Here is a 21960-nt window from a genome sequence, read left to right on the forward strand (position 1 = left end):
CATCAGCCGTCCCGCCTCGCCCCACATGCCCGCCGCCCGATCATTTCCCGGGGCAGTGCAGCTTGCGCCATGACGCGCAGCGCGTGCACTCGTCGCAGCCGTCCACGCAGGCCGCACCGCCCTTTGTCGCCTTGCACGAATTCTTGCCGTTCGTGCACCATGGCGCCCTTAGTTGCCGGAGTTTCTCGGATGTCTGTCCCGACGCACGGCGCGCCTCGCGCGCCTTTCACCTCGCTTTCTCTGGCCCGGATCCTGACGGTGTCGGCCATGCTCGCCGCGTTCACCGGCGGCGTCGTCGCGCCCGTGCCCGCGCTGGCAAAAACGCCGCCGCCGAAGGCCGTGTTCGACGCATCGGCGGTGGCCGTGCCGGACCGCTACAGCGCGGACACGGCGCAGCAGATCTTCGCCGCCGGCGGCAACGCGGTGGATGCCGCCGTCGCCATCGCCTTCACGCTGGCCGTGACCGCGCCGGATGCGGGCAACCTCGGCGGCGGCGGGTTCATGACCGTGTTCATGGACGGCAAGCCGTACTTTCTCGACTATCGCGAGCGCGCGCCGCAACAGGCGACCCGCGAAATGTACCTCGACGACAAGGGCAACCTGCTGCCTGGCATGAGCGCCGTCGGGCATCGCGCAGTGGGCGTGCCGGGCACGGTCGAGGGGATGTGGGAGGCGCAGCAGCGTTTCGGCAAGCTAAAGTGGAAGCAGGTGCTGGCGCCCGCGATCCGCTACGCCACCGACGGTTTCCAGGTCGAGCCGTGGTTGCAGCAACGCCACGACGCGGCGGCGAAGACCTTCGCCGGCAAGACCAATTTCGACGCCTACTTTTCGAATCTCAAGGCGGGCGTGACGTACCGCCAGCCGGAACTTGCGCAGACGCTGTCGCGCATTGCGAGCGACGGCGGGCGCGAGTTCTACGAGGGCCGCACCGCGGATCTGATCGCCCAGCAGATGTACGGCCACGGTCTGGTCACGAAACAGGATCTGATTCAATACAAGGCCGTGTGGCGCCAGCCGCTTACCGCCGACTGGAACGGCTATCAGGTCGTGACCGCGCCGCCGCCGAGTTCAGGCGGCATTGGGCTGATCCAGATGCTGAAGATGAAAGCCGATCTGAAGCAGGCGTTCGACGGCCTCGAGCTGAACTCCGTGCCGTATATCCATCTGATCGCGCAGATCGAGGACCGCGTGTTCGCTGATCGCCAGCAATACCTGGGCGATCCGGATGCGTACAAGGTGCCGACCGGCAAATTGATCGACGACGCCTACCTCGCGCAGCGCGCCGACGAAGTCAAGCCCGACGAAGTGCCGGGCGCGGCGCCGGTGAAGCCGGGCCTCGGCGACACGGCCCCGGAGAAAGCGCAAACCACGCATTTCTCGGTGGTCGACAAGTGGGGCAATGCCGTGTCGAACACCTACACGCTGAACGGGGACTTCGGTTCAGGCGTGGTGGTGGACGGCAGCGGCTTCCTGCTGAACGACGCCATGGATGACTTCGTCACCAAGCCCGCTGCCGCAAGCGCGTCCGGCGCAAGCAGCGCCGAAGTGAATACGGTGGCGCCCGGACGTCGGCCGCTGTCGTCGATGACGCCGACCATTCTGCTGAAGGACAACAAGGTGTCGCTGGTGATCGGCACGCCCGGCGGCTCGCGCATTCTGACGTCGATTTTCCAGGTGATGACCGATCTGTACGACTTCAACATGTCACCCACCGACGCGCTCGCCGCCATGCGTTTCCACCATCAGTTGCTGCCGCAGAAGACGATCTATTTCGAGCCGTATCGTCCGATCACAGGTGAGCTGGCCGAGCAATTGCAAGCCAAGGGCTACACGCTCGAAGGGCAGTCGTTCAACGGCGACGTGCAGTTGATCCGCATCGAGGGCACGACGCCCGAGCCGGCGGCAGATCCGCGCGGCGTGGGTGTGGGGCGCGTGATGCATTGACGCGGCCTGGCGGCGGCGCGGGCAAAAACAATAAACTGCGAACAACGATCAACGACGGGGAACGCGATGAGCGGACAAAAACAACCTGACACGCTGGTGCTGCCAGGCTACCAGAACTCCGGCGCCGGCCACTGGCAGACACGCTGGGAAGCATTGAGCCCGGCATTTGTGCGCGTACAGATGCCGGATTGGGAGCACCCTCAGCGCGACGCCTGGTGCCGCACGCTCGACGCCGCGGTGGCCGCCGCCGACGCGCCCGTGGTGTTCGCCGCGCACAGCCTCGGTTGCCTGACGACGGCTTTCTGGGCGTCGCAATACGCGAGCGCCGCGCAGCTAGCGAAGGTGGCGGGCGCACTGCTGGTCGCGCTGCCCGATCCCGCCGAGGCGCATTTTCCGCGGGACGCGACCGGTTTCGCACCGGTGCCGCTCAAGCGGCTGCCGTTTCCGTCGATCGTCGTGGCCAGCAGCGATGATCCCTACGGCGGCGTGCCGTTTTCGAAGACCTGTGCGAACGCGTGGGGCAGCCGCTGGATCGACATCGGCCCGCGCGGCCATATCAACGCGGACAGCGGGCTCGGCGATTGGAACGAAGGGCGCGAGTGGCTGGGGTCGTTTGGCGCGCCAAACTGTCGCTAAGTAACGCCCGCGCTGAACGCGCCCACCGCGCGCCCACCAGAATCAAATCACCGACTGCCCCCGCAACGCCGCAATCCTCGCTTCGTCATACCCGAGCACGTCGCGCAAAATGGTCTCGGTGTGTTCCCCGAGCGTAGGCGGATGCGCAAGCGCTTCAGGCGGCGTACCGGTCATATTGATCGGATTGCGCACCAGCTTGACCGTGCCGCCCGACGGATGCGGCAGATCCACCTGTAGCCCGCGCGCCACCACCTGCTCATTCTCGAACACCTCGCCAAGATCGTTGATGGGCCCACATGGCACACCAGTGGCTTCGAGGGTGGCGATCCATTGCTGCTTGCCTTGCAGGCGGACCATGTCCGCGAGAATCGGCACGAGGATCTCGCGGTTGCGCACACGCGCCGGGTTGGTGGCAAAACGTTCGTCGTCCGCCAGTTCCGGGCGGCCGCCCGCTTCGACGAACTTGCGGAACTGCCCGTCGTTGCCGACCGCGACGATGATCCAGCCGTCGCTCGTCTGGAAGGTCTGGTACGGCACGATGTTCGGATGCGCATTGCCCCAGCGCACCGGCGGCTGGCCGCTTGCCAGGTAGTTCGAATTCATGTTGGCGAGCATCGCCACCTGCACGTCGAGCAGCGCCATGTCGATGTACTGGCCTTCGCCCGTCCGGTCACGGTGGGTGAGGGCGGTGAGCACAGCAATGGTCGAGTACATGCCGGTCATGAGGTCGGCAATCGCGACGCCGGCCTTCTGCGGGCCGCCGCCCGGCTGGCCGTCGCGTTCGCCGGTGATGCTCATGAAGCCGCCGATGCCTTGCACGATGAAATCGTAGCCGGCGCGCTGCGCATACGGGCCGGTCTGCCCGAAGCCGGTCACCGAGCAGTAGATGAGGTCGGGCTTCACTTCCTTGAGCGACGCGTAGTCCAGACCGTACTTCTTCAACTGGCCGACCTTGTAGTTCTCCAGCACCACGTCGCTCTGCGCGGCTAATTCACGGATGATCCGCTGGCCTTCGGGCGAGGCGATGTCGACGGTGACCGAGCGCTTGTTGCGGTTCGCCGCGAGGTAATACGCGGCCTCGCGCGTGTCTTCGCCTTCCGGCGTCTTGAGGTACGGCGGCCCCCAGTGGCGGGTGTCGTCGCCGACTTCGGGGCGTTCGATCTTGATCACGTCGGCGCCGAAATCGGCGAGAGTCTGCGCGCACCAGGGTCCGGCGAGCACGCGTGTGAGATCCAGCACGCGGATATGACTGAGAGCGCCCATATTGGTCAATGTCTCCTTTGTGGCCAAGCGGCGCGCAAGGCGCCGCGAATGGGGGCAATCTTAAGCGATTCCCGCGCGCAGGCGCAGTCGGCCGAACGGCATAGGACGAATGACACGCGCCACAAAGTCCCGCGATGTCCTACGTTGCCCGCTCAAACCTGGCCGAACGGCCAACCATGCAGGCCGCGCTGCCGCGCACGGGCGCCGATCCCGTATAATCAGTCGTTTAAGAAACAAACAGTTGGCGCATCCCACGATGCCGCCGGTAACAGCCAGGGAACTGGCAAACCCGTCCCCCGCCCGCTATGAAAGCCGCCGAAATCCGCGAGAAATTCCTCAAGTTCTTCGAATCGAAGGGCCATACGATCGTTCGCTCGTCGAGCCTTGTGCCCGGCAACGACCCGACACTGCTCTTCACCAATTCGGGAATGGTGCAGTTCAAAGATGTGTTCCTCGGCGCGGAATCGCGCCCGTATTCGCGCGCCACGACCGCGCAGCGCAGCGTGCGCGCCGGCGGCAAGCACAACGACCTGGAAAACGTCGGCTACACCGCGCGTCACCACACGTTCTTCGAAATGCTGGGCAACTTCTCGTTCGGCGACTACTTCAAGCGCGACGCGATCCACTACGCGTGGGAACTGCTGACAGGCGTGTACCAGTTGCCGAAAGACAAGCTGTGGGTCACCGTCTATCACGAAGACGACGAAGCGCACGACATCTGGGCGAAGGAAGTGGGCGTGCCGGTCGAGCGCATCATCCGCATCGGCGACAACAAGGGCGCGCGTTACGCGTCGGACAACTTCTGGCAAATGGCCGACGTCGGTCCGTGCGGCCCGTGCTCGGAAATTTTCTACGACCACGGCCCGGACGTGTGGGGTGGCCCGCCGGGATCGCCCGAGGAAGACGGCGACCGCTACATCGAGATCTGGAATCTCGTGTTCATGCAATTCAGCCGCGACGCGCAAGGCAACATGACGCCGCTGCCCAAGCAGTGCGTCGATACCGGCATGGGTCTGGAGCGTATCGCCGCCGTGCTGCAGCACGTGCACAGCAACTATGAGATCGACCTGTTCCAGGCGCTCATCCAGGCCGCTGCGCGTGAAACCGGCGTGAGCGATCTGACCAACAATTCGCTGAAGGTGATCGCCGACCACATCCGCGCGTGCTCGTTCCTGATCGTCGACGGCGTGATTCCGGGCAACGAGGGCCGCGGCTACGTGCTGCGCCGGATCGTGCGCCGTGCGATCCGCCACGGCTACAAGCTGGGTAAGAAGGGTTCGTTCTTCCATCGCATGGTGGCGGACCTCGTCGCGCAGATGGGCGGCGCGTACCCGGAACTGAAGGAAGCGGAACAACGCGTCACCGACGTGCTGCGTCAGGAAGAAGAGCGCTTCTTCGAGACCATCGAGCACGGCATGTCGATTCTCGAGGGCGCGCTGGCCGACCTCGAAGCCAAGGGCGGCAAGACGCTCGACGGGGAACTCGCATTCAAGCTGCACGACACGTACGGCTTCCCGCTCGATCTGACGGCGGACGTGTGCCGCGAGCGCGAAGTGACGGTCGACGAAGCCGCCTTCGACGAAGCCATGGCGCGTCAACGCGAGCAGGCTCGCGCGGCGGGCAAGTTCAAGATGGCGCAAGGCCTCGAATACTCGGGCGCGAAAACCACGTTCCACGGTTACGAAGAAATCGTCTTCGACGACGCGAAGGTTGTCGCGTTGTATGTGGACGGCGCCTCGGTGCAGCAAGTGAGCCACGGCCAGCAGGCTGTCGTCGTGCTGGACCACACGCCGTTCTACGCGGAATCGGGCGGCCAGGTCGGCGACCAGGGCGTGCTGGCCAACGCGAGCGTGCGCTTCGCGGTGAGCGATACGCTGAAGGTGCAGGCCGACGTGGTCGGTCATCACGGCACGCTCGAGCAGGGCACGCTGAAGGTCGGCGACGTCGTCAAGGCGGAAATCGACGCGGTGCGCCGCGCCCGCACGCAACGCAACCACTCGGCCACGCACCTGATGCACAAGGCGCTGCGTGAAGTGCTCGGTTCGCACGTGCAGCAGAAGGGCTCGCTCGTCGACGCCGACAAGACCCGTTTCGACTTCGCGCACAACGCGCCGATGACGGACGAGCAGATCCGCCGTGTCGAGGAAATCGTCAACGCCGAGGTGCTGGCGAACGCGCCGGGCATCGTGCGCGTCATGCCGTTCGACGAAGCGGTGAAAGGCGGCGCGATGGCGCTGTTCGGCGAAAAGTACGGCGACGAAGTGCGCGTGCTCGACCTGGGCTTCTCGCGTGAATTGTGCGGCGGCACGCACGTGCATCGCACCGGCGACATCGGCTTCTTCAAGATCGTCATGGAAGGCGGCGTGGCGGCGGGCATCCGTCGCGTGGAAGCGATTACGGGCGACAACGCCGTGCGCTTCGTGCAGGATCTCGACGCGCGCATCAATGCGGCTGCGGCTGTGTTGAAGGCGCAACCGTCGGAACTGACGCAGCGGATCACGCAGGTGCAGGACCAGGTGAAGTCGCTGGAGAAGGAACTGAGCGCGCTGAAGTCGAAGATGGCGTCGAGCCAGGGCGACGAACTGGCCGGTCAGGCGATCGAAGTCGGCGGCGTGCACGTGCTGGCGGCTACGCTCGAAGGCGCGGATGTCAAGACGCTGCGCGAAACCGTCGACAAGCTGAAGGACAAGCTGAAGAGCGCGGCGATCGTGCTGGCTTCGGTCGAAGGTGGCAAGGTGAGCCTGATCGCCGGCGTCACGGCGGACGCCAGCAAGAAGGTCAAGGCGGGTGAGCTGGTCAACTTCGTGGCGCAGCAAGTCGGCGGTAAGGGCGGCGGCCGTCCGGATATGGCACAGGCTGGCGGCACCGAGCCGGCGAATCTGCCGGCGGCACTGGCCGGCGTGAAGGGTTGGGTCGAAGGCCAGCTTTGATTCTGATGTGATTGGGCCACGCGGAGCGCCGGGAGGTTGGGCGTGTCGCGTGGCCTAAGTTTTTTTGAGCGTCTGGCGCGAAGCGCCGCAACCGTGCAGTCAAAAAATCAGGACGCCCCTTCCGCAGCAGTCACAGTCTCGGGCAAGCTCACCGCATCCTGCCGCATCACCAGCGCCTGTTTCAACGCATTCAGTGCGGACGAAAAATGCCCGCGTCGCCACACCAGCAGTGTCTCGATCACTCCGATGTCGGGCAGCTCATGCACCGCGATATTGCTGGCATCGGTCTGCAAATTCAGCACCGACCGGGGGGCCACCGCCACCCCTGCACCAGCGGCCACGCATGCCACGATCGCGTGGTAGGAGCCCAGCTCCAGCACGCGCGCCGGCCTCACGCCGTGCTCCAGATACCACTTCTCGATATAAGACCGGTAAGCACAGCCACGCTCGAACGCAATCAGCGTCGACAGCGCAATGTCCCGGACGTCCCGAATCGGTCGATGCCCGCGCGGCGTCAGCATCACCAGTTCTTCCCTGAACACCGGCACCGACTCGAATAATTCGCCGAGCGCAGCCGGGTCCAACGGCGTCGCCACCAACGCGGCATCCACTTCGAATTCACGCACCCGCTCGATCAGCTTGCCGGTCGTGCCGATCTCGAGTTCCAGCGCGACGGCGGGCCACTGCTGGTGATAACGCGCGAGCAGCGCGGGGAGACGCGTCGCGGCGACACTTTCCATCGTGCCCAAACGCAGCCGCCCGCTCGGACGGTCCTCGCGCACCGCATGACGCGCCTCGTCGGCGAGCGCGAGCAGGCGTTCGGCGTAGGGCAGCAGCGTCTCGCCGGCGGGCGTCAGGACGAGACGGCGGCCGTCGCGGATGAACAGGTCGGTGCCCAGTTGCTCTTCGAGCTGCTTGATGCGCGTAGTGACGTTCGATTGCACGCGATTGAGCTTGGCAGCAGCGCGCGTCACGCCGTTTTCCCGCACGACGGCACGAAAAATGGTCAAAGCGGCCAGATCCATGATTCTCTCTAGGCGATGGGTGGTATCCGAATTATTCATTTTTCGTGATTGAAAGGTCAAGCTACTATGGATGTAAGCCATCTGATCGATTGACCGCACGTATCGTCGCCCGCTCATGAACAATCTCGCCTCCACCACGCACGGCAGCTTCGCCGGACGCCACCCCGCCCGCCGCGCGGCGCTTGCCTGCATGGTCACGCTGGCCGTCGCGCTCGGTATCGGGCGATTTGCATTCACGCCGCTCTTGCCGCTGATGCTTCACGGCGACGCGTTCGGTCAGCCGCAGCTCGATATTCAGCATGGCGGCTGGCTGGCGTCGTTCAATTACGCGGGGTATTTCCTCGGCGCGGTCACGTGCGCGGCGCTGCGGATCGAGCCGGCGCGCATGGTGCGTTGGGGGCTCGTCGCGACGGTGCTGCTGACGCTGACGATGGGTGTGGCGAGCCAGTTCTGGATCTGGGCGGTGGTGCGGTTCATCGCGGGCGCGGTCAGTGCCTGGACGTTCGTATTCGCGTCCCAGTGGGGCTTGCGGCGGCTCGCCGAGCTCGGTGCGCATGGATGGGGCGGGGTGATCTACACGGGGCCGGGCATGGGCATCGTCGGTACGGGCCTGCTGGTCAGCGTGGCGGGTGGGTATGGGGCCACGGTGGGGTGGCTCGGGTTCGGGTTGATTGCGGCGGCTCTGTCGGTTGTGGTTTGGCCGGTGTTTGGCGCGGCGTCCGGCAGTGGAGAAATAAATCTGCGCGCTCGCATGGTTGGTTCTGGTCGTGGCGATCAGACGAGTGTTGGCGCGATGAGCCAACGTGACACCGGTGAATTCGGCGCGACGGAACGCGCCGCAGGTCAAGGCGCGGGAATCGATGGCGTTGGAACCTATGGCGCTCAACTTCAGGGCGCTGGAACTCAACGCGCGGCAGTTCACGGCGCTGCAGCTCAAAGCGCCGGAACCTTCGGCGCTGAATTCCAACGCGCAGCAACCCAAGCAACACCAATCCAACGCCCCGCCGCCCAACCCACCACGACCAGCACCGACCACCACGCCACCCATCACCACGCCGACGCCCTCTGGCTCATCCTTCTCTACGGCGTCCCCGGTTTCGGCTACATCATCACCGCGACGTTCCTGCCCGTCATCGCGCGTCACGCATTGCCTGGCTCAGCATGGCCCGACCTGTTCTGGCCGATGTTCGGCGCGGCGCTGATCGTCGGCGCACTGCTGGCGGCGCGTTTGCCGGTGCATTGGGACAACCGCACGCTGCTTGCCGGCTGCTATGTGCTGCAGGCGTGCGGCATCGCCCTCGGTATCGTCTGGCCGACGGCGGGCGGCTTCTCATTCGGCAGCATCCTGATCGGCTTGCCGTTCACCGCGATCACGCTGTTCGCGATGCGCGAGGCGCGGCGTCTGCGCGGCGACGACGCTGCCGGTCTGATGGGCTACGCGACGGCGGCCTATGGCGTCGGTCAGATCATCGGCCCACTCTTCGCCGCGCCGATCGCCGAGCAGACCGGATCGTTTTCGCCGGCCTTGTGGCTGGCAGCGGGCGTGTTGCTGCTGGGCGCGGCCGGGCTGATCGTCGTCGCGCGCATGCCGCGTGGCCGGGGCCGCATGCCCGAATGCGGCTGCCATTGAAAGCGCGTGGATGCAGGCGTACCAGCCAATCCCATAGCCGGAAAACAAATAACCGAAGGGCGCACTAAAATGACCGCTTTCCCGTCATCCCAGCGCGTCCATCGCCGGACGCGCCGCCAGCCATGCAACATTTCGCGTCCGACAACTACGCCGGCATCTGTCCCGAAGCGCTCGACGCGCTGATCGCCGCCAACAACAGCGGCCACGAGCCGGCCTACGGCGACGATTCCTGGACCAACCAGGTGTGCGACCGTCTGCGCGAACTGTTCCAGACCGACTGCGAAGTGTTCTTCGTGTTCAACGGCACGGCGGCCAATTCGCTGGCGCTCGCGTCGCTGTGCCAGTCGTATCACTCGGTGATTTGCCACGAACTCGCGCATATCGAAACCGACGAATGCGGCGGCCCGGAGTTCTTCTCGAACGGTTCGAAGCTGCTGACGGCGCCGGGCATTGGCGGCAAGCTCACGCCAGACGCGATCGAAGCGGTGGTCACGCGCCGCGCCGACATCCATTACCCGAAGCCGAAAGTCGTCACGCTGACCCAATCGACGGAAGTCGGCACGGTCTACAGCGTCGAGGAAGTGCGGGCGATCGCGGCGATCGCCAAACGGCGTCATCTGAAAGTGCATATGGACGGCGCGCGTTTCGCCAACGCGGTCGCCGCGCTGGACGTGCATCCGTCGGAGATCACGTGGCGCGCGGGCGTCGACGTGCTGTGCTTCGGCGGCACCAAGAACGGCTTGCCGGTCGGTGAAGCGGTAGTGTTCTTCGACCGCGCGCTCGCCGACGATTTCGCCTACCGCCTGAAGCAGGCCGGCCAACTGGCTTCGAAGATGCGCTTCATTTCAGCACCGTGGCTCGGCCTGCTCGATAACGACGTGTGGTTGCGCAACGCGCGTCACGCGAACGCGATGGCGCAACTGTTGCAAACGCGGTTGCAGGAAATTCCGGGCGTGAGCATCATGTTTCCCGGAGAATCGAACGCGGTCTTCGCGCAATTGCCCGCGCAAGCCGCCAAGGCCATGCGCGCGCGCGGCTGGAAGTTTTACGAATTCATCGGCGCGGGCGGATGCCGGCTGATGTGCGCGTGGGATACGCAACCGGAAACGGTCGAGCGGTTCGCCGCCGAGGTGCGCGAGTTGTGCGCGGCGTGAGGCCGTGTTGGACCGGAGGCGCTGAAGTGCCGGGCCATGAGCGCGTCGAGATCGCGCGCTAACCTGAGCGCCAACCCGAGCACCGGCCTGAACGCGACCCTGCGCACCATTGGGCGCGCCGACTAAAACGGCACCGCAAACCAAGCGTCACACCCAGAAGCTGCAAGCCATCACACAAGACAAACGGAACGTCCCCTTCGCCATGACCGAATACCGATTTTGCCCACGTTGCGCCACGCCTTTGACCCAGCGCGCCGACGCCGAACACGAAGGCGGCCGCATCCGCCAGACCTGTCCCGATCCGGCGTGCGGCTACGTCCACTGGAACAACCCGCTGCCGGTCGTGGCGGCGATCGTCGAGTACGAAGGCAAGATTCTGCTGGCGCGCAATGCCGCCTGGGCGGAGGGCATGTTCGCGCTGATCACGGGCTTCCTCGAAAACGGCGAGACGCCGGAAGAGGGCATTGCCCGCGAGGTGCTCGAGGAAACCTCGTTGCACGCGGAGACGGTCGAGTTGATCGGCGTGTACGAATTCATCCGCAAGAACGAACTGATCATTGCGTATCACGTGAAGACTTACGGAACGATTGCGTTGTCGCCGGAATTGCTGGAGTACCGGCTGGTCGAGCCGGCCAAGCTGCGGCCTTGGCGCGCGGGCACCGGCCAGGCGCTCGGCGAATGGATGCGGCGGCGCGGCCTGCCGTTCGAGTTCGTCGAAAGACCGGGGCAGTGAGCCAGCCGACAAACACGTCGATGAGCGGTGCGATGAACCCACGCTCAGCGAGGAGCGCGGCATGGCTTATATTTCCTGTCCGACCGTGCGCCGGTAGCAAAGGCGCTCGTGCCGCATGCTGACCGAGTGGCATTGACCAAAACAACCGGCCACACAACGTTCACGATAACGCCCGAGACAACCACGCCCGAGACAACCACACCAGCATGAACAAACCCGCATCCGCCTTGCGCAGCGCCTACCCGCATTTCCTGACGATTCCCACCCGCTGGATGGACAACGACGTCTACGGTCACGTGAACAACGTCGTCTACTACAGCTACTTCGACACCGTGGTGAACGAGTATCTGATCCGCACCGGCGTGCTCGATTTCGAGCAGGGCGAGACGATCGGTCTCGTGGTCGAGACGCAATGCAACTACTTCGCGCCGCTGGTGTTTCCCGACCGGATCGACGCGGGCCTGCGCGTCATACGGCTCGGCACGTCGAGCGTGCGCTATCAGGTCGGTCTCTTCAAGGAAGGCGAGGATCAACCCGCCGCGCAAGGACACTTCGTGCATGTGTATGTGAATCGTGTCACAAGGCGCCCGGTGAATCTGCCCGCCGAATTGCGCGCGGCGCTCGAACCGTTGAGCGTCGCAGAACAGCCGGACTAGGCGCGTGCAGTCGTTCGTCATCAACCTGCTGAACGGCATCAGTTACGGCCTGCTGCTGTTCATGCTGTCGGCGGGCTTGACGCTGATTTTCAGCATGCTCGGGGTGCTGAATTTCGCGCACGCGAGCTTCTACATGCTCGGCGCTTACGTCGGGTTATCGGTGGCGGCGCGCGCGGGGTTCTGGAGCGCGCTGGTCGTGGCGCCGCTTGTCGTCGGACTGATCGGTGCGGCCCTGGAGCGGTGGCTGTTGCGGCGCGTGCGTGGGCACGGCCATCTTGCCGAGTTGCTGCTGACGTTCGGCGCCGCGTATCTGCTCGGCGAACTGGTCAAGCTCGGGTGGGGCTTGAACCCGCTGTCCGCGACCGTGCCCGCCGTGCTCGACGGGCCGCTCTTCACCGTCTACGGCGCGGCGTTCGCACGCTACCGGGCGTTCATGATGGCGGTGTCGCTCGCCATGCTGGGCGTGCTGTTCGCGGTGTTGCGCGTGTCGAAGGCGGGCCTGATCGTGCGCGCCGCGCTGACGCACGCGAGCGCCGTCGAAGCGCTCGGCCACAACGTGCCGCGCGTGTTCACCGGCGTATTCGCGGCGGGCACGGCGCTCGCCGCGCTGGCCGGCGTGATCGGCGCGCCGCTCTTCGTGATCGAACCGGGGATGGCGGAGTCGCTCGGCTCGATCGTGTTCGTGGTGGTCGTGATCGGCGGACTGGGTTCGCTGAGCGGAGCGCTGGTGGCGTCGCTGCTGGTCGGTTGCGTGCAGACGCTGGCCGTGGCGAGCAGCGTGTCGCTGGGCGACGTGCTGTCGATATTCGACGCCACGCTGCCCGTCGAATGGGACGCACTGACGCTCGCGCAACTCGCGCCGCTGATTCCGTATCTGCTGCTGGTGGCGATGCTGGCGCTGCGCCCGCGCGGGCTTTTCGGGCGGCGCGACGACCATGCGTGAGGCCGACGAATCGCCAGCGCCGTCCGTGACCGCGCCGCGCGCGCTGTGGCGCATGCTTGCGCCGTGGCTTGCGCTCATTCTGTTGCTCGCGGTGCCGCCTTTCATCTGGCCGCAAAGCTGGTTGCTCGCCTACCTCGCGCAGACCGCGACGATGATCGTGTTCGCCCTTTCATACAACCTGCTGCTCGGCGAGACGGGACTGCTGTCGTTCGGCCATGCCGCTTACTCCGGCCTCGGCGCGCTGCTGGCCGCGCAGGTGTTCAACCGGATCGGCGTACCGCTCGTGCTGCTGCCGCTGGTCGGCGGGATCGGCGGCGCGCTGTGCGGCGTGCTGTTCGGTTTCATCTCGACGCGGCGCGCCGGCACGGCCTTCGCGATGATCACGCTCGGTCTCGGCGAACTCGTGGCGGCCGCCGCGTGGACGCTGCCGGACTGGTTCGGCGGCGAAGCGGGCGTGGCGATCGATCGCGCGAGCGGACCGTTGCTGGGAAGCTGGACCTTCGGCCCGGCGCGCGAGGCTTATGCGCTGATCGCCGTGTGGTGCCTGCTCGCGTGCGCGGCGATGTTCGTGCTTTCGCGTACGCCATTCATGCGCCTTGCCAACGCCGTACGCGACAACCCGGTGCGGGCTGCAGCGATCGGTTGCTACCCGCGTCGCATTCGCTGTGGCGTAGTGGTGATGTCGGCGTTTTTCGCGGGTATCGCGGGGACGTTGGCGCTGATCAATGTGGAACTGGTGTCGACGGAGAGCGTCGGCATGATGCGCTCGGGCGCGGTGTTGATCGCCACGGTGATAGGCGGGACGGCGGCGTTCTTCGGGCCGGTCGCGGGCGCGGTCGTTCTGACGTTTTTCAGTGTCGCGGTGGCGAGCGTGACTCGGGCCTGGCTGTTCTATCTGGGGCTGTTCTTCATCGTGGTCGTGGTGATTTCGCCAGATGGATTGGCGGGCTTCATGGGGCGTTTTACGGCGAGTGTGGCCGCGCACGGCTGGCGCCGGTGCCGCGCGGCGTACGTGTGGGGCATGGCTGCCGCATTGTTGTGGACTGTGGCCGCTGTGCTCGCCGTGCAATGGGCCTACGCGGCGCAATTCGGTGCGGACGACGGCGCGGTGTTCAACGTGCCCGGCGTGCCCTCATGGATCAACGCGTCTCCGCTTTACTTCGGCGCCACAATCTTTGTGTTGGCCGTGTTGGGAGGACTCTCCGCGCATTACGCTATTCGCGCGCAAACGCTTCTTGCAGCCATGCGCTCGAACACCACGCACACCACCGGAGCCTCGCAATGATCCCGACGCTTGTGATTCGCGCGCAAACGCTTCTCGCGGCCACACGCTCGAACACCACGCACACCACCGGAGCCTCGCAATGATCCCCGCGCTCGCGCTCTACGGCGTCGAAAAACGCTTCGGCGCCACGCAGATTCTGCGCGGCGTTGATCTTGCGATTCAACCCGGCGAGCGTCACGCGCTGATCGGTCCGAACGGCGCGGGCAAATCGACGCTCTTCAATCTGATCGCAGGCGGCGCGCGGCCGAACGCGGGGCGCATCGATCTTTTCGGCGCGGAGATCACGCGCCTCGCGCCGGCCGCGATCACGCGTCGCGGCCTCGCGCGCAGCTTCCAGAGCACCAGCGTGTTCACGCGCCTCTCCGTGTTCGACAACCTCCGCTGTGCGGCGATGCTGGCCGAGCGTGACCGCACGCGCTGGTGGCAGCGTTTCAGCGGCTCGCGCACGGTCGACGCGCGCGCCTCACAAGTGCTCGACGCGGTGGGCTTGAGCGAACGCCGCCACGTTCAGGCCGGCACGCTCAGCTATGCCGAGCAGCGCGCGCTCGATCTCGGCATCGCGCTCGCGGGCGGCGCGCATACCTTGCTGCTAGACGAGCCGACGGCCGGCATGAATCGCGCGGAAGCGGCGCGCGCCATCGAACTGATTCGCGAGACCACGGCGGGCCGCACGCTGCTAATGGTCGAGCACGACATGGACGCGGTCTTCGCGATCGCCGATCGCATTTCGGTGCTCGTGCAAGGACGCATCATCGCGAGCGGCACGCCGGCGGCGATTCGCGCGGACGCAGCGGTGCGCGCCGCGTATCTCGGCGAAGGGTTCGGCTCATGAGCGCCCTGCTGGACATTCGCGCGCTGAACGCGTGGTACGGCGCGAGCCAGGCGCTGCACGGCGTCACGCTCAGCATCCAGGCGGGCGAAGTGCTGGCACTGGTCGGCCGTAACGGTTCGGGCCGCTCGACGCTCGCGCGCGCGATCATGGGTCTCGTACGGAGCGAAGGCGAGTTGCGGTTCGCGGGACACGCGCTCGGTGGCCTGCGCACCTTCGAGATCGCGCGCCTCGGCCTCGGCTATGTGCCCGAGCATCGCGACGTTTTTCCGACGCTGAGCGTGCACGAGAATCTGCAACTCGGTGTCGCGCCACAGGATCGCGGCCGCGCGCCGCGCTTCACCATCGACGATGCGTACGCGCTTTTCCCCGTGCTGCGCGAACGGAAGCGCACGCGCGCGGGTGCGCTGTCGGGCGGCGAGCAGCAGATGTTGACGCTTGCCCGCGCGCTGCTCGGCGACCCCGATCTGCTCGTCATCGACGAACCCGGCGAGGGTCTCGCGAGTCTGGTGATGGAGCAGGTCGCCCGATGCTTGCGGACGCTGCGCGATCGCGGCGTGGCGATGCTGCTGATCGAGCAGCGTCTGGTGATCGCGGAGGACATCGCCAGCCGCGTCGCGGTGATGGGGCACGGCAAAATCGTGTTCGACGGTGCGCTCGCGTCGTTCTTGCAGCGGACCGACGTGATGCGGGAATGGCTCGGCGTCGGTTGAGCGAACGCACGACGTTCTATTGCGGTGCGGCGTGGCGGCTTGCTGATCGATTTGCTGTCCAGGTAAATCCCGCATGCGTCGGCAGAGTCGCGTGCCCCGCGCTCTGCGCCCAAATTGCGCCAATCATGGCGTTTGAATCTCATTAGTCGACACGCCGCTCACGCCCCGTGCACGCGGCTTTCCACTCACTTGCCGCAGCGAAGAGCTTCGTCTGGATCGAGTCCGGCGACGTGAAGATGTTCAACTCGCTGGTGACGAATACGCGCACGTTCATCAAGGACAGTTCGAACCCCGGCGTGATGAAGTTCGATCTGTACGGCTATCGCAAGGACGTCTCGAAGGGAACGGTGAAGATGGGCGAGGACGGCGGCCTCGAGGTCGATCTGGCCGTTAGACAGTAGCCTGCGCGGTGCTTTTGGAAAGCGCCGCGCAGGCTGCAAGATCAAGCGTCCTTATTGATGATCCACTCGTGCGCCGGATCATTGCGGAAATGCCAGACTCGTTGCCCACCCGCCATCACGTTCAGATAATACGAGTCATACCCGTACGGCACGATCACCGGATGATAGCCGCGCGGCACCATCACGACGTCGTGATTCTCGACGGCCATCGATTCGTCGATGTCGCGCATATCGGTGTACACGCGCTGAAACGCAAACCCTTGCGGCGGATCGAGCCGGTGATAGTAAGTCTCTTCGAGCGAACTCTCGTGCGGGACATTGTCGGTGTCGTGCTTGTGCGGCGGGTAGCTCGAAGCGTGTCCACCAGGCGTCCTGACTTCCACCACCAACAGTGACTCCGCAGGCTCGGTCTGAGGAAGAATATCGCAGACGTGTCGCGTATTCAGTCCTTTGCCGCGGGTCGAGCGCTTCATCGAACCAGGCTCGATCAACCTCGCCGGGAATTCGCCTTTGGCCGGTGCACTCGCCACGCCGATTTCGGCGTCGCGGCAAGCGCGAACCGTCACCCGCACGTTCGGCGGCAAATACACCGCGTACGGTGCGGCGTCCTCGAACACGCTGTCGCGCGAACCCAGCGAACTCCATTTAGTGTCCGCGGTTTCGATATCCACCGCACCCGTGAGCACGACGATGCACACTTCACGCGACGGTTCGAATACGTGCACGACCTCGTTCTCACCCAGCCGGTAAGCGGCAAAACCGACATACCGCCAGCACGCCGACTCGGGTGTCACTCGCGCGATCGTCTGGCCTTCGCGCTGCGCCTTCACCAATAAACTCATGCTGCCTCCTGCTCAGAGCCGCCGGCGCCGCCCAGCGGCGCATCGACCAGCGTGCGTAATGTCCTGTAGCCTTTCTGCGCATATTCGAACGACGGCGCCACGACCGGATCCTGTTCCGCTTCCACCACCAGCCAGCCGCAATAACCGTGCCGCTTCAAGCGCTCGATGATCGCGGGGAAATTCACCGCGCCGTCGCCCGGCACCGTGAAGGCGCCGGCGATGACCGCGTCGAGAAAACTCCAGTTTCGGTTGCGCGCGAGCTTCATCACGGCGGGGCGCACGTCCTTGCAATGCACGTGGCAAACGCGCCCGATATGTTTGTCGAGCACGGCCAATGGATCGCCGCCGGCAAACGTGATATGTCCCGCGTCGAACAGCAGGCCGACGGCGTCGCCGGTGCGCGACATCAGTTGATCGACATCGGCTGGCGTCTCGACATAAGCGCCCATGTGATGATGATAGGCGAGCCGCACGCCACGGCTTAACGTATAACGCGCGAATTCGTCGACGCGCGCCGCGTACTCGGCCCATTGTGCGTCGCTGAAAAAACGCGGACGTTGGTAAAGCGGTTGCGACGCGCCCTGAATCGAATCGGCGACCTCGCCATACACCATCGCCGTCGCGCCGTTTTGCGCGAGTAGCTCGAGATGCGGACCGACGGAGGCGATTTCCTCTTCCACGCTGCGTCGCGCGAGGCGTCCGGAATACCAGCCGGAGACCAGCGCGAGATCGTATTGCGCGAGCAGCGTCTTCAATGCCTGGGGTTCGCGCGGAAACTTGTTGCCGAGTTCGAAGCCTTGATAGCCGATCGCGCGGCCTTCCGTCAGCGCCACCTCGAGTGGCGTCTCGCCGCCGAGCGAAGGCAGATCGTCGTTCATCCACGAGAGCGGATTGATGCCGATACGTACGTCGAAAGCAGTCATGCGGGCGTCCTCATTCGTTGTCGGTGGGGCCGGTGTTTTGCGCGGAACTCGCCGGCTCCGAGCGGGCCGCGAGTTGCGTTTCGTATTTCGCACGCGCGTCGCGCACAGCGGGGCGCGCCGACACTTCCGGCACCGCCACTTCCCACCACCAGCCGCCGTCATCAGTGGTGCGGGCCGGATCGGTGTCGATGCTGATGACATACGTACGATCCGCCGCGCGGGCGCGTTCCATTGCGGCTTCGAATTCGGCGATATTCGCCGCGTGTTCGGCCTGCGCGCCGAGAGCACGCGCATGCGCGGCGAAATCGATCTTCGGTGCGCCGAGCGGTCCTTGCACGCAATTTTCGAGCAGGTTGTTGAATGGCGCACCGCCGCAGGCCTGCTGTAAGCGGTTGATGCAGCCATAGCCGCGATTGTCGAGCACCACGACGATCAGCTTCGCGCCGATCATCACCGAGGTGGCGATCTCGCTGTTCATCATCAGGTAACTGCCGTCGCCGACCATCACGATCACTTCACGCGCGGGCCGGGCGAGCTTCACGCCGAGTCCGCCGGCAATCTCGTAGCCCATGCACGAATAGCCGTACTCGACGTGATACGCGCCCGGCTTGCCGGCGCGCCACAGCTTGTGCAATTCGGCGGGCAGCGTGCCGGCCGCGCAGACGACGATATCGTTCGCAGGCGAACTGGCGCTCGAACGTTGTACGGCGCCGATCACATCGCCCTCGTAGGGCAGCACGGTGTCGCGCTGCGGCGCATGCGTGAGCGTGCTCACCGTATCGCGCCAGCTCGCCGCGAGTTTGTGCGCGCGCGCGGTCCATGTGCGATCCGCATGCCAGCCTTGCAGCGGTTCGGCGAGCGCGTCGAGCGCAAGACGCGCGTCGGCTTCGACTACCTGCGCGCGATGCTTGAGGCCGTCGAACGCATTGGCGTTGATCGCGATCACATCGGCCTGCGTGAACAAGGTGTTCGAGCCGGTGGTGAAGTCCTGCAAGCGGGTGCCGATGGCCAGCACGCAATCGGCGTCGTGCGCGAGCGCGTTCGCGGCGGGCGAGCCGGTCACGCCGAGCGCACCCGCGTTCAGCGGATCGTTCCAGGCAAGCGCGCCTTTGCCGGCCTGCGTTTCCGCGACCGGAATACCGTGCGTGGTCGAGAAACGGTGCAGCGCATCGGTGGCGCGGCCGTATAGCACACCGCCGCCCGCGACCATCAACGGCCGCTTCGCATGCCGCAGACACGCAACCGCGGCCTCGATTTCATCGACGCGCGGCGCGGGCGAGTAAAACGTGACGACGCGCGGCTTGAAGAAATCGACGGGGAAATCCCACGCCTGCGCCTGCACGTCTTGCGGCAACGCGAGCGTGACGGGTCCGCACAGGGCGGCGTCGGTCAGCACACGCACGGCGCGCGGCAGCGCGTTCAGCAACTGCGCCGGATGCACGATGCGGTCGAAGTAGCGCGACACCGGCTTGAACGCGTCGTTGGCGGAGACACCGCCGTCGTGGAAGTCTTCGACCTGCTGCAACACGGGGTCCGGTGCGCGCGAGACGAAGATGTCGCCGGGCAGCAGCAGCACCGGCAAACGGTTCACGTGGGCGAGCGCCGCCGCGGTTAGGAGGTTGGTGGCGCCCGGTCCGATCGACGTCGTGACGGCCATCATGCGGCGGCGGAAATGCGCCTTCGCATAGGCGATCGCGCTATGCGCCATCGCCTGTTCATTGTGGGCGCGCAGCGTCGGCAGTTCGTCGCGGTGCTGATACAGCGCCTCGCCGATCCCCGCCACGTTGCCGTGACCGAAGATGGCGAACACGCCGCCGAATAGCGGCTCGGTGCCCTGGCCGTCCTCGGTCGCGACGCGTTGCGCGGCGAGATAGCGGACCAGCGCCTGCGCGGTCGTCAGGCGCACCGTGCCGCCCGAGCCCGCGCGAGCGTGGCTGGCGTCGTTGGCGGACGCCGCGTCGTGATGCAATACGCGCTGATTCATGCGGCTTGCTCCTGATGGACATGGTTCGGCGCGCTGGCCTGCGCGGCACTCGCGCCACGTGTTGCGCGCCACGAAGCGATCAGCGTTTCGAAGGTGCGGCGCACGCGCGCGATCAGTTCGTCGTCGCCGATTTCTCCGGCGAGCCACGCATGGCTCGGTTCGTGGAAGATCGTGCGCCCGACCGTGAAGCCGCGGCACGTCGCTGATTGCGCCGCCGCGCGGAAGCCTTCGTCCAGTTGCTCGACGGCCGCCGACAAACCGAGCAGCACCACGCCCCGGCAATACGGATCGCGCTCGGCGATCAGGGCGTCGACGTTGCGCCATTGCGCGGCGTCCATCGGTTCGAGCTTCCACCACTCGGGATAGATGCCGATGTTGTACAGGCGCTTCAACGCGCGATACACGGTGTCCGGCGCCTGCGGCAGATGCGCGTGTTTCGGCGGAATCACTTCGAGCAGCAATTCGTGGCCGCTTGCTTGCGTCGCGTCATAGAGCGCGCGCAGTTGCGCTTCCTGTTCGAGGCGCTGCTCGATGGGTTCGTCGGGATGGAACTGCACGAGGCACTTGACGATATGCTCCTGCGGCCACGGGATCAGCGTGGTCCCGATCGAACGGCCATGATCGAACACGAGCGGCACCGAGCCCGGCAGTTCCACTGGCCGGCCGATCCACCAGCCGCGCCCGGTGGCCGCGTTCAGCGCGTCCTGTCCGTAACGGTCGTCGATCAGCACGCCGATGCGGTTCTGCAAACCCAACGCGCTTTCAGTCTGCGCGACGGCTTCGACGAACAAGCCCTTCAGGCGCGCAATGCGCGCTTCGTCGGCGCCGGTTTGCTGCGCGAGTTCGAAGAACTGGTTGCGATGGTCGAACGCGAAGCCGAGTACTTCGTCCCATTGTTTGCGGGCCGGCGAGACACGATGCAGCCGTGCGAGCGTCGCGTCGCGATCCGGGCGGCGCATGCGCTGCGGATCGGCTTTCGCTTCGCGCAGGAAGTAGTCGAGTTCGGCGGGCGTCGGCATGGCCGGCGCGCAGCCGTGCCGTGAGACGACCAGCGCGCCGCTTGCGTTCGCGGCGCGCGCGCACGCTTCGAGAGGCTGATCGCGCAGCCAGCCGGAGAGAAAGCCCGAGGCGAACGCGTCGCCTGCGCCGAGCACGTTCAGCACTTCGACTTCCACGCCGCCGTGAATCGGCACGTCGTCGAGCGAGGCGGGCACCTGGCCGTCGATGATCTGGCAGCCGAGCGGTCCGCGCTTGAGCACCAGCGTGGCCGGTGTGACGGCGCGTACCATCGCGAGCGCGTCGACCAGTTCGGTCTTGCCGCCGGCAATGCGGAATTCCTCTTCGGTGCCGATCACCAGATCGATCAGCGGCAGAATGCGCTGCAAATGCGCGGTGACGCCTTCGCTCGCGACGAAGCGCGTTTCACCGTCCGCCTTGCCGGTAAGACCCCACAACACCGGGCGATAGTCGATATCGAGCACCGTGCGCACCTGGTTGCGGCGCGCGTAATCCAACGCGCGGCGGCTCGTACGGTTCACCTGTTCGGTGGAAAAGTGCGTGCCGGTGATCAGCAGCGCTTTCGACGACGCAATGAAGGCCTCGTCGAAATCCGCTTCATCGACCGCCATGTCGGCGCAGTTCTCGCGATAGAAGATCAGCGGGAAAGTATCGCGGTCTTTCAGGCCGAGCAGCACGAGCGCGGTCAGACGCTCCTGATCGATGCGCACGTGGCTGACGTCGCAGCCTTCTCTGGTGAGCGTCTCGGTGAGAAAGCGGCCCATATGATCGTTGCCGACGCGCGCCAGCATCGACGACGCGAGGCCGAGCCGCGCACAGCCGAACGCGATATTCGCCGACGACCCGCCGAGATACTTCGCGAAGCTCGACACGTCTTCGAGCCGCGCGCCGACTTGCTGCGCGTACAGATCGACGGCGAGGCGGCCGAGGCAGACGATGTCGCGGCTGCGGCCCGGCGCGAAACGGCTGCCGCTCGCCGGCGCCGAAGCGGACGGGGTCCCGCTGGATGTGCTGGAGTGATTCATGAAGTTTCCTGAATAGCTGGGCGCGTC

At 65.6% G+C, this 21960-nt stretch carries 17 protein-coding genes and 1 pseudogene; 12 read left to right on the plus strand and 6 right to left on the minus strand.

The window, feature by feature from the left end; genetic code table 11:
- Positions 1 to 189 precede the first annotated feature (189 nt).
- Together ggt and P0D96_RS27885 are read left to right on the plus strand one after the other, a co-directional pair.
- On the plus strand, positions 190 to 1944 hold the full coding sequence (gene ggt, locus P0D96_RS27880; RefSeq protein ID WP_408291127.1) for a gamma-glutamyltransferase: 1755 nt from the start codon (positions 190 to 192) through the stop codon (positions 1942 to 1944).
- A 66-nt stretch (positions 1945 to 2010) separates the two neighbouring features.
- On the plus strand, positions 2011 to 2580 hold the full coding sequence (locus P0D96_RS27885; protein ID WP_408291125.1) for an RBBP9/YdeN family alpha/beta hydrolase: 570 nt from the start codon (positions 2011 to 2013) through the stop codon (positions 2578 to 2580).
- Between the two features lie 42 nt (positions 2581 to 2622).
- On the opposite strand, the gene P0D96_RS27890 is transcribed toward P0D96_RS27885, so the two are convergent.
- Positions 2623 to 3843, minus strand: coding sequence for a CaiB/BaiF CoA transferase family protein (locus P0D96_RS27890; protein ID WP_408180639.1), 1221 nt, complete (start codon positions 3841 to 3843; stop codon positions 2623 to 2625).
- Between the two features lie 305 nt (positions 3844 to 4148).
- Between P0D96_RS27890 and alaS the strand changes: the two genes are divergently transcribed.
- Entirely contained in the window at positions 4149 to 6773 is a 2625-nt protein-coding gene (gene alaS, locus P0D96_RS27895) for an alanine--tRNA ligase (protein WP_408291122.1), read from the plus strand.
- Between the two features lie 107 nt (positions 6774 to 6880).
- On the opposite strand, the gene P0D96_RS27900 is transcribed toward alaS, so the two are convergent.
- Entirely contained in the window at positions 6881 to 7798 is a 918-nt protein-coding gene (locus P0D96_RS27900; RefSeq protein ID WP_408291120.1) for a LysR family transcriptional regulator, read from the minus strand.
- 115 nt (positions 7799 to 7913) lie between these two features.
- Between P0D96_RS27900 and P0D96_RS27905 the strand changes: the two genes are divergently transcribed.
- From P0D96_RS27905 to P0D96_RS27945, 9 genes and pseudogenes are all read left to right on the plus strand, one after another.
- The gene (locus tag P0D96_RS27905; protein ID WP_408316657.1) at positions 7914 to 9428 is read left to right on the plus strand and encodes a YbfB/YjiJ family MFS transporter; all 1515 of its coding nucleotides are present in this window, start codon (positions 7914 to 7916) and stop codon (positions 9426 to 9428) included.
- 122 nt (positions 9429 to 9550) lie between these two features.
- Entirely contained in the window at positions 9551 to 10582 is a 1032-nt protein-coding gene (locus P0D96_RS27910; protein ID WP_012433803.1) for a threonine aldolase family protein, read from the plus strand.
- A 202-nt stretch (positions 10583 to 10784) separates the two neighbouring features.
- Entirely contained in the window at positions 10785 to 11315 is a 531-nt protein-coding gene (locus P0D96_RS27915) for an NUDIX domain-containing protein (protein ID WP_408180635.1), read from the plus strand.
- 206 nt (positions 11316 to 11521) lie between these two features.
- Positions 11522 to 11971, plus strand: a complete 450-nt coding sequence (locus P0D96_RS27920) for an acyl-CoA thioesterase (protein ID WP_132373658.1) — start codon at positions 11522 to 11524, stop codon at positions 11969 to 11971.
- Positions 11972 to 11975: 4 nt separating this feature from the next.
- Positions 11976 to 12914 carry a branched-chain amino acid ABC transporter permease gene (locus P0D96_RS27925; protein WP_408316660.1) on the plus strand — a complete coding sequence of 313 codons (939 nt, stop codon included), beginning with the start codon at positions 11976 to 11978 and terminating at the stop codon, positions 12912 to 12914.
- The gene (locus tag P0D96_RS27930) at positions 12907 to 14199 is read left to right on the plus strand and encodes a branched-chain amino acid ABC transporter permease (protein ID WP_408291111.1); all 1293 of its coding nucleotides are present in this window, start codon (positions 12907 to 12909) and stop codon (positions 14197 to 14199) included. Before P0D96_RS27925 ends, P0D96_RS27930 begins: the two co-directional genes overlap by 8 nt.
- A gap of 79 nt (positions 14200 to 14278) precedes the next feature.
- Positions 14279 to 15031, plus strand: a complete 753-nt coding sequence (locus tag P0D96_RS27935; RefSeq protein ID WP_408180632.1) for an ABC transporter ATP-binding protein — start codon at positions 14279 to 14281, stop codon at positions 15029 to 15031.
- Positions 15028 to 15741 (plus strand): ABC transporter ATP-binding protein, encoded by a 714-nt coding sequence (locus P0D96_RS27940; protein ID WP_408316662.1) that lies wholly within the window; start codon positions 15028 to 15030, stop codon positions 15739 to 15741. The genes P0D96_RS27935 and P0D96_RS27940 overlap by 4 nt, the downstream gene beginning before the upstream one ends.
- Before the next feature lie 194 nt (positions 15742 to 15935).
- A pseudogene (locus tag P0D96_RS27945) lies at positions 15936 to 16142 on the plus strand (hypothetical protein); the annotation flags it as partial.
- 41 nt (positions 16143 to 16183) lie between these two features.
- Here the strand turns inward: P0D96_RS27945 and iolB are convergent.
- From iolB to P0D96_RS27965, 4 genes are read right to left on the minus strand one after another with little or no spacing between them, the layout of a single operon-like run.
- Positions 16184 to 16984, minus strand: a complete 801-nt coding sequence (iolB, locus tag P0D96_RS27950; RefSeq protein WP_408316664.1) for a 5-deoxy-glucuronate isomerase — start codon at positions 16982 to 16984, stop codon at positions 16184 to 16186.
- A complete protein-coding gene (gene iolE, locus P0D96_RS27955; protein WP_408316666.1) occupies positions 16981 to 17907 on the minus strand; it encodes a myo-inosose-2 dehydratase in 927 nt (308 codons plus the stop codon). Before iolE ends, iolB begins: the two co-directional genes overlap by 4 nt.
- A 10-nt stretch (positions 17908 to 17917) precedes the next feature.
- A complete protein-coding gene (gene iolD / locus P0D96_RS27960; protein WP_408316668.1) occupies positions 17918 to 19891 on the minus strand; it encodes a 3D-(3,5/4)-trihydroxycyclohexane-1,2-dione acylhydrolase (decyclizing) in 1974 nt (657 codons plus the stop codon).
- The gene (locus tag P0D96_RS27965; RefSeq protein WP_408316670.1) at positions 19888 to 21933 is read right to left on the minus strand and encodes a bifunctional 5-dehydro-2-deoxygluconokinase/5-dehydro-2-deoxyphosphogluconate aldolase; all 2046 of its coding nucleotides are present in this window, start codon (positions 21931 to 21933) and stop codon (positions 19888 to 19890) included. The genes iolD and P0D96_RS27965 overlap by 4 nt, the downstream gene beginning before the upstream one ends.
- Positions 21934 to 21960: the final 27 nt, after the last annotated feature.

It is taken from the genome of Paraburkholderia sp. RL17-347-BIC-D, from assembly GCF_046027915.1.
GTDB lineage: Bacteria > Pseudomonadota > Gammaproteobacteria > Burkholderiales > Burkholderiaceae > Paraburkholderia.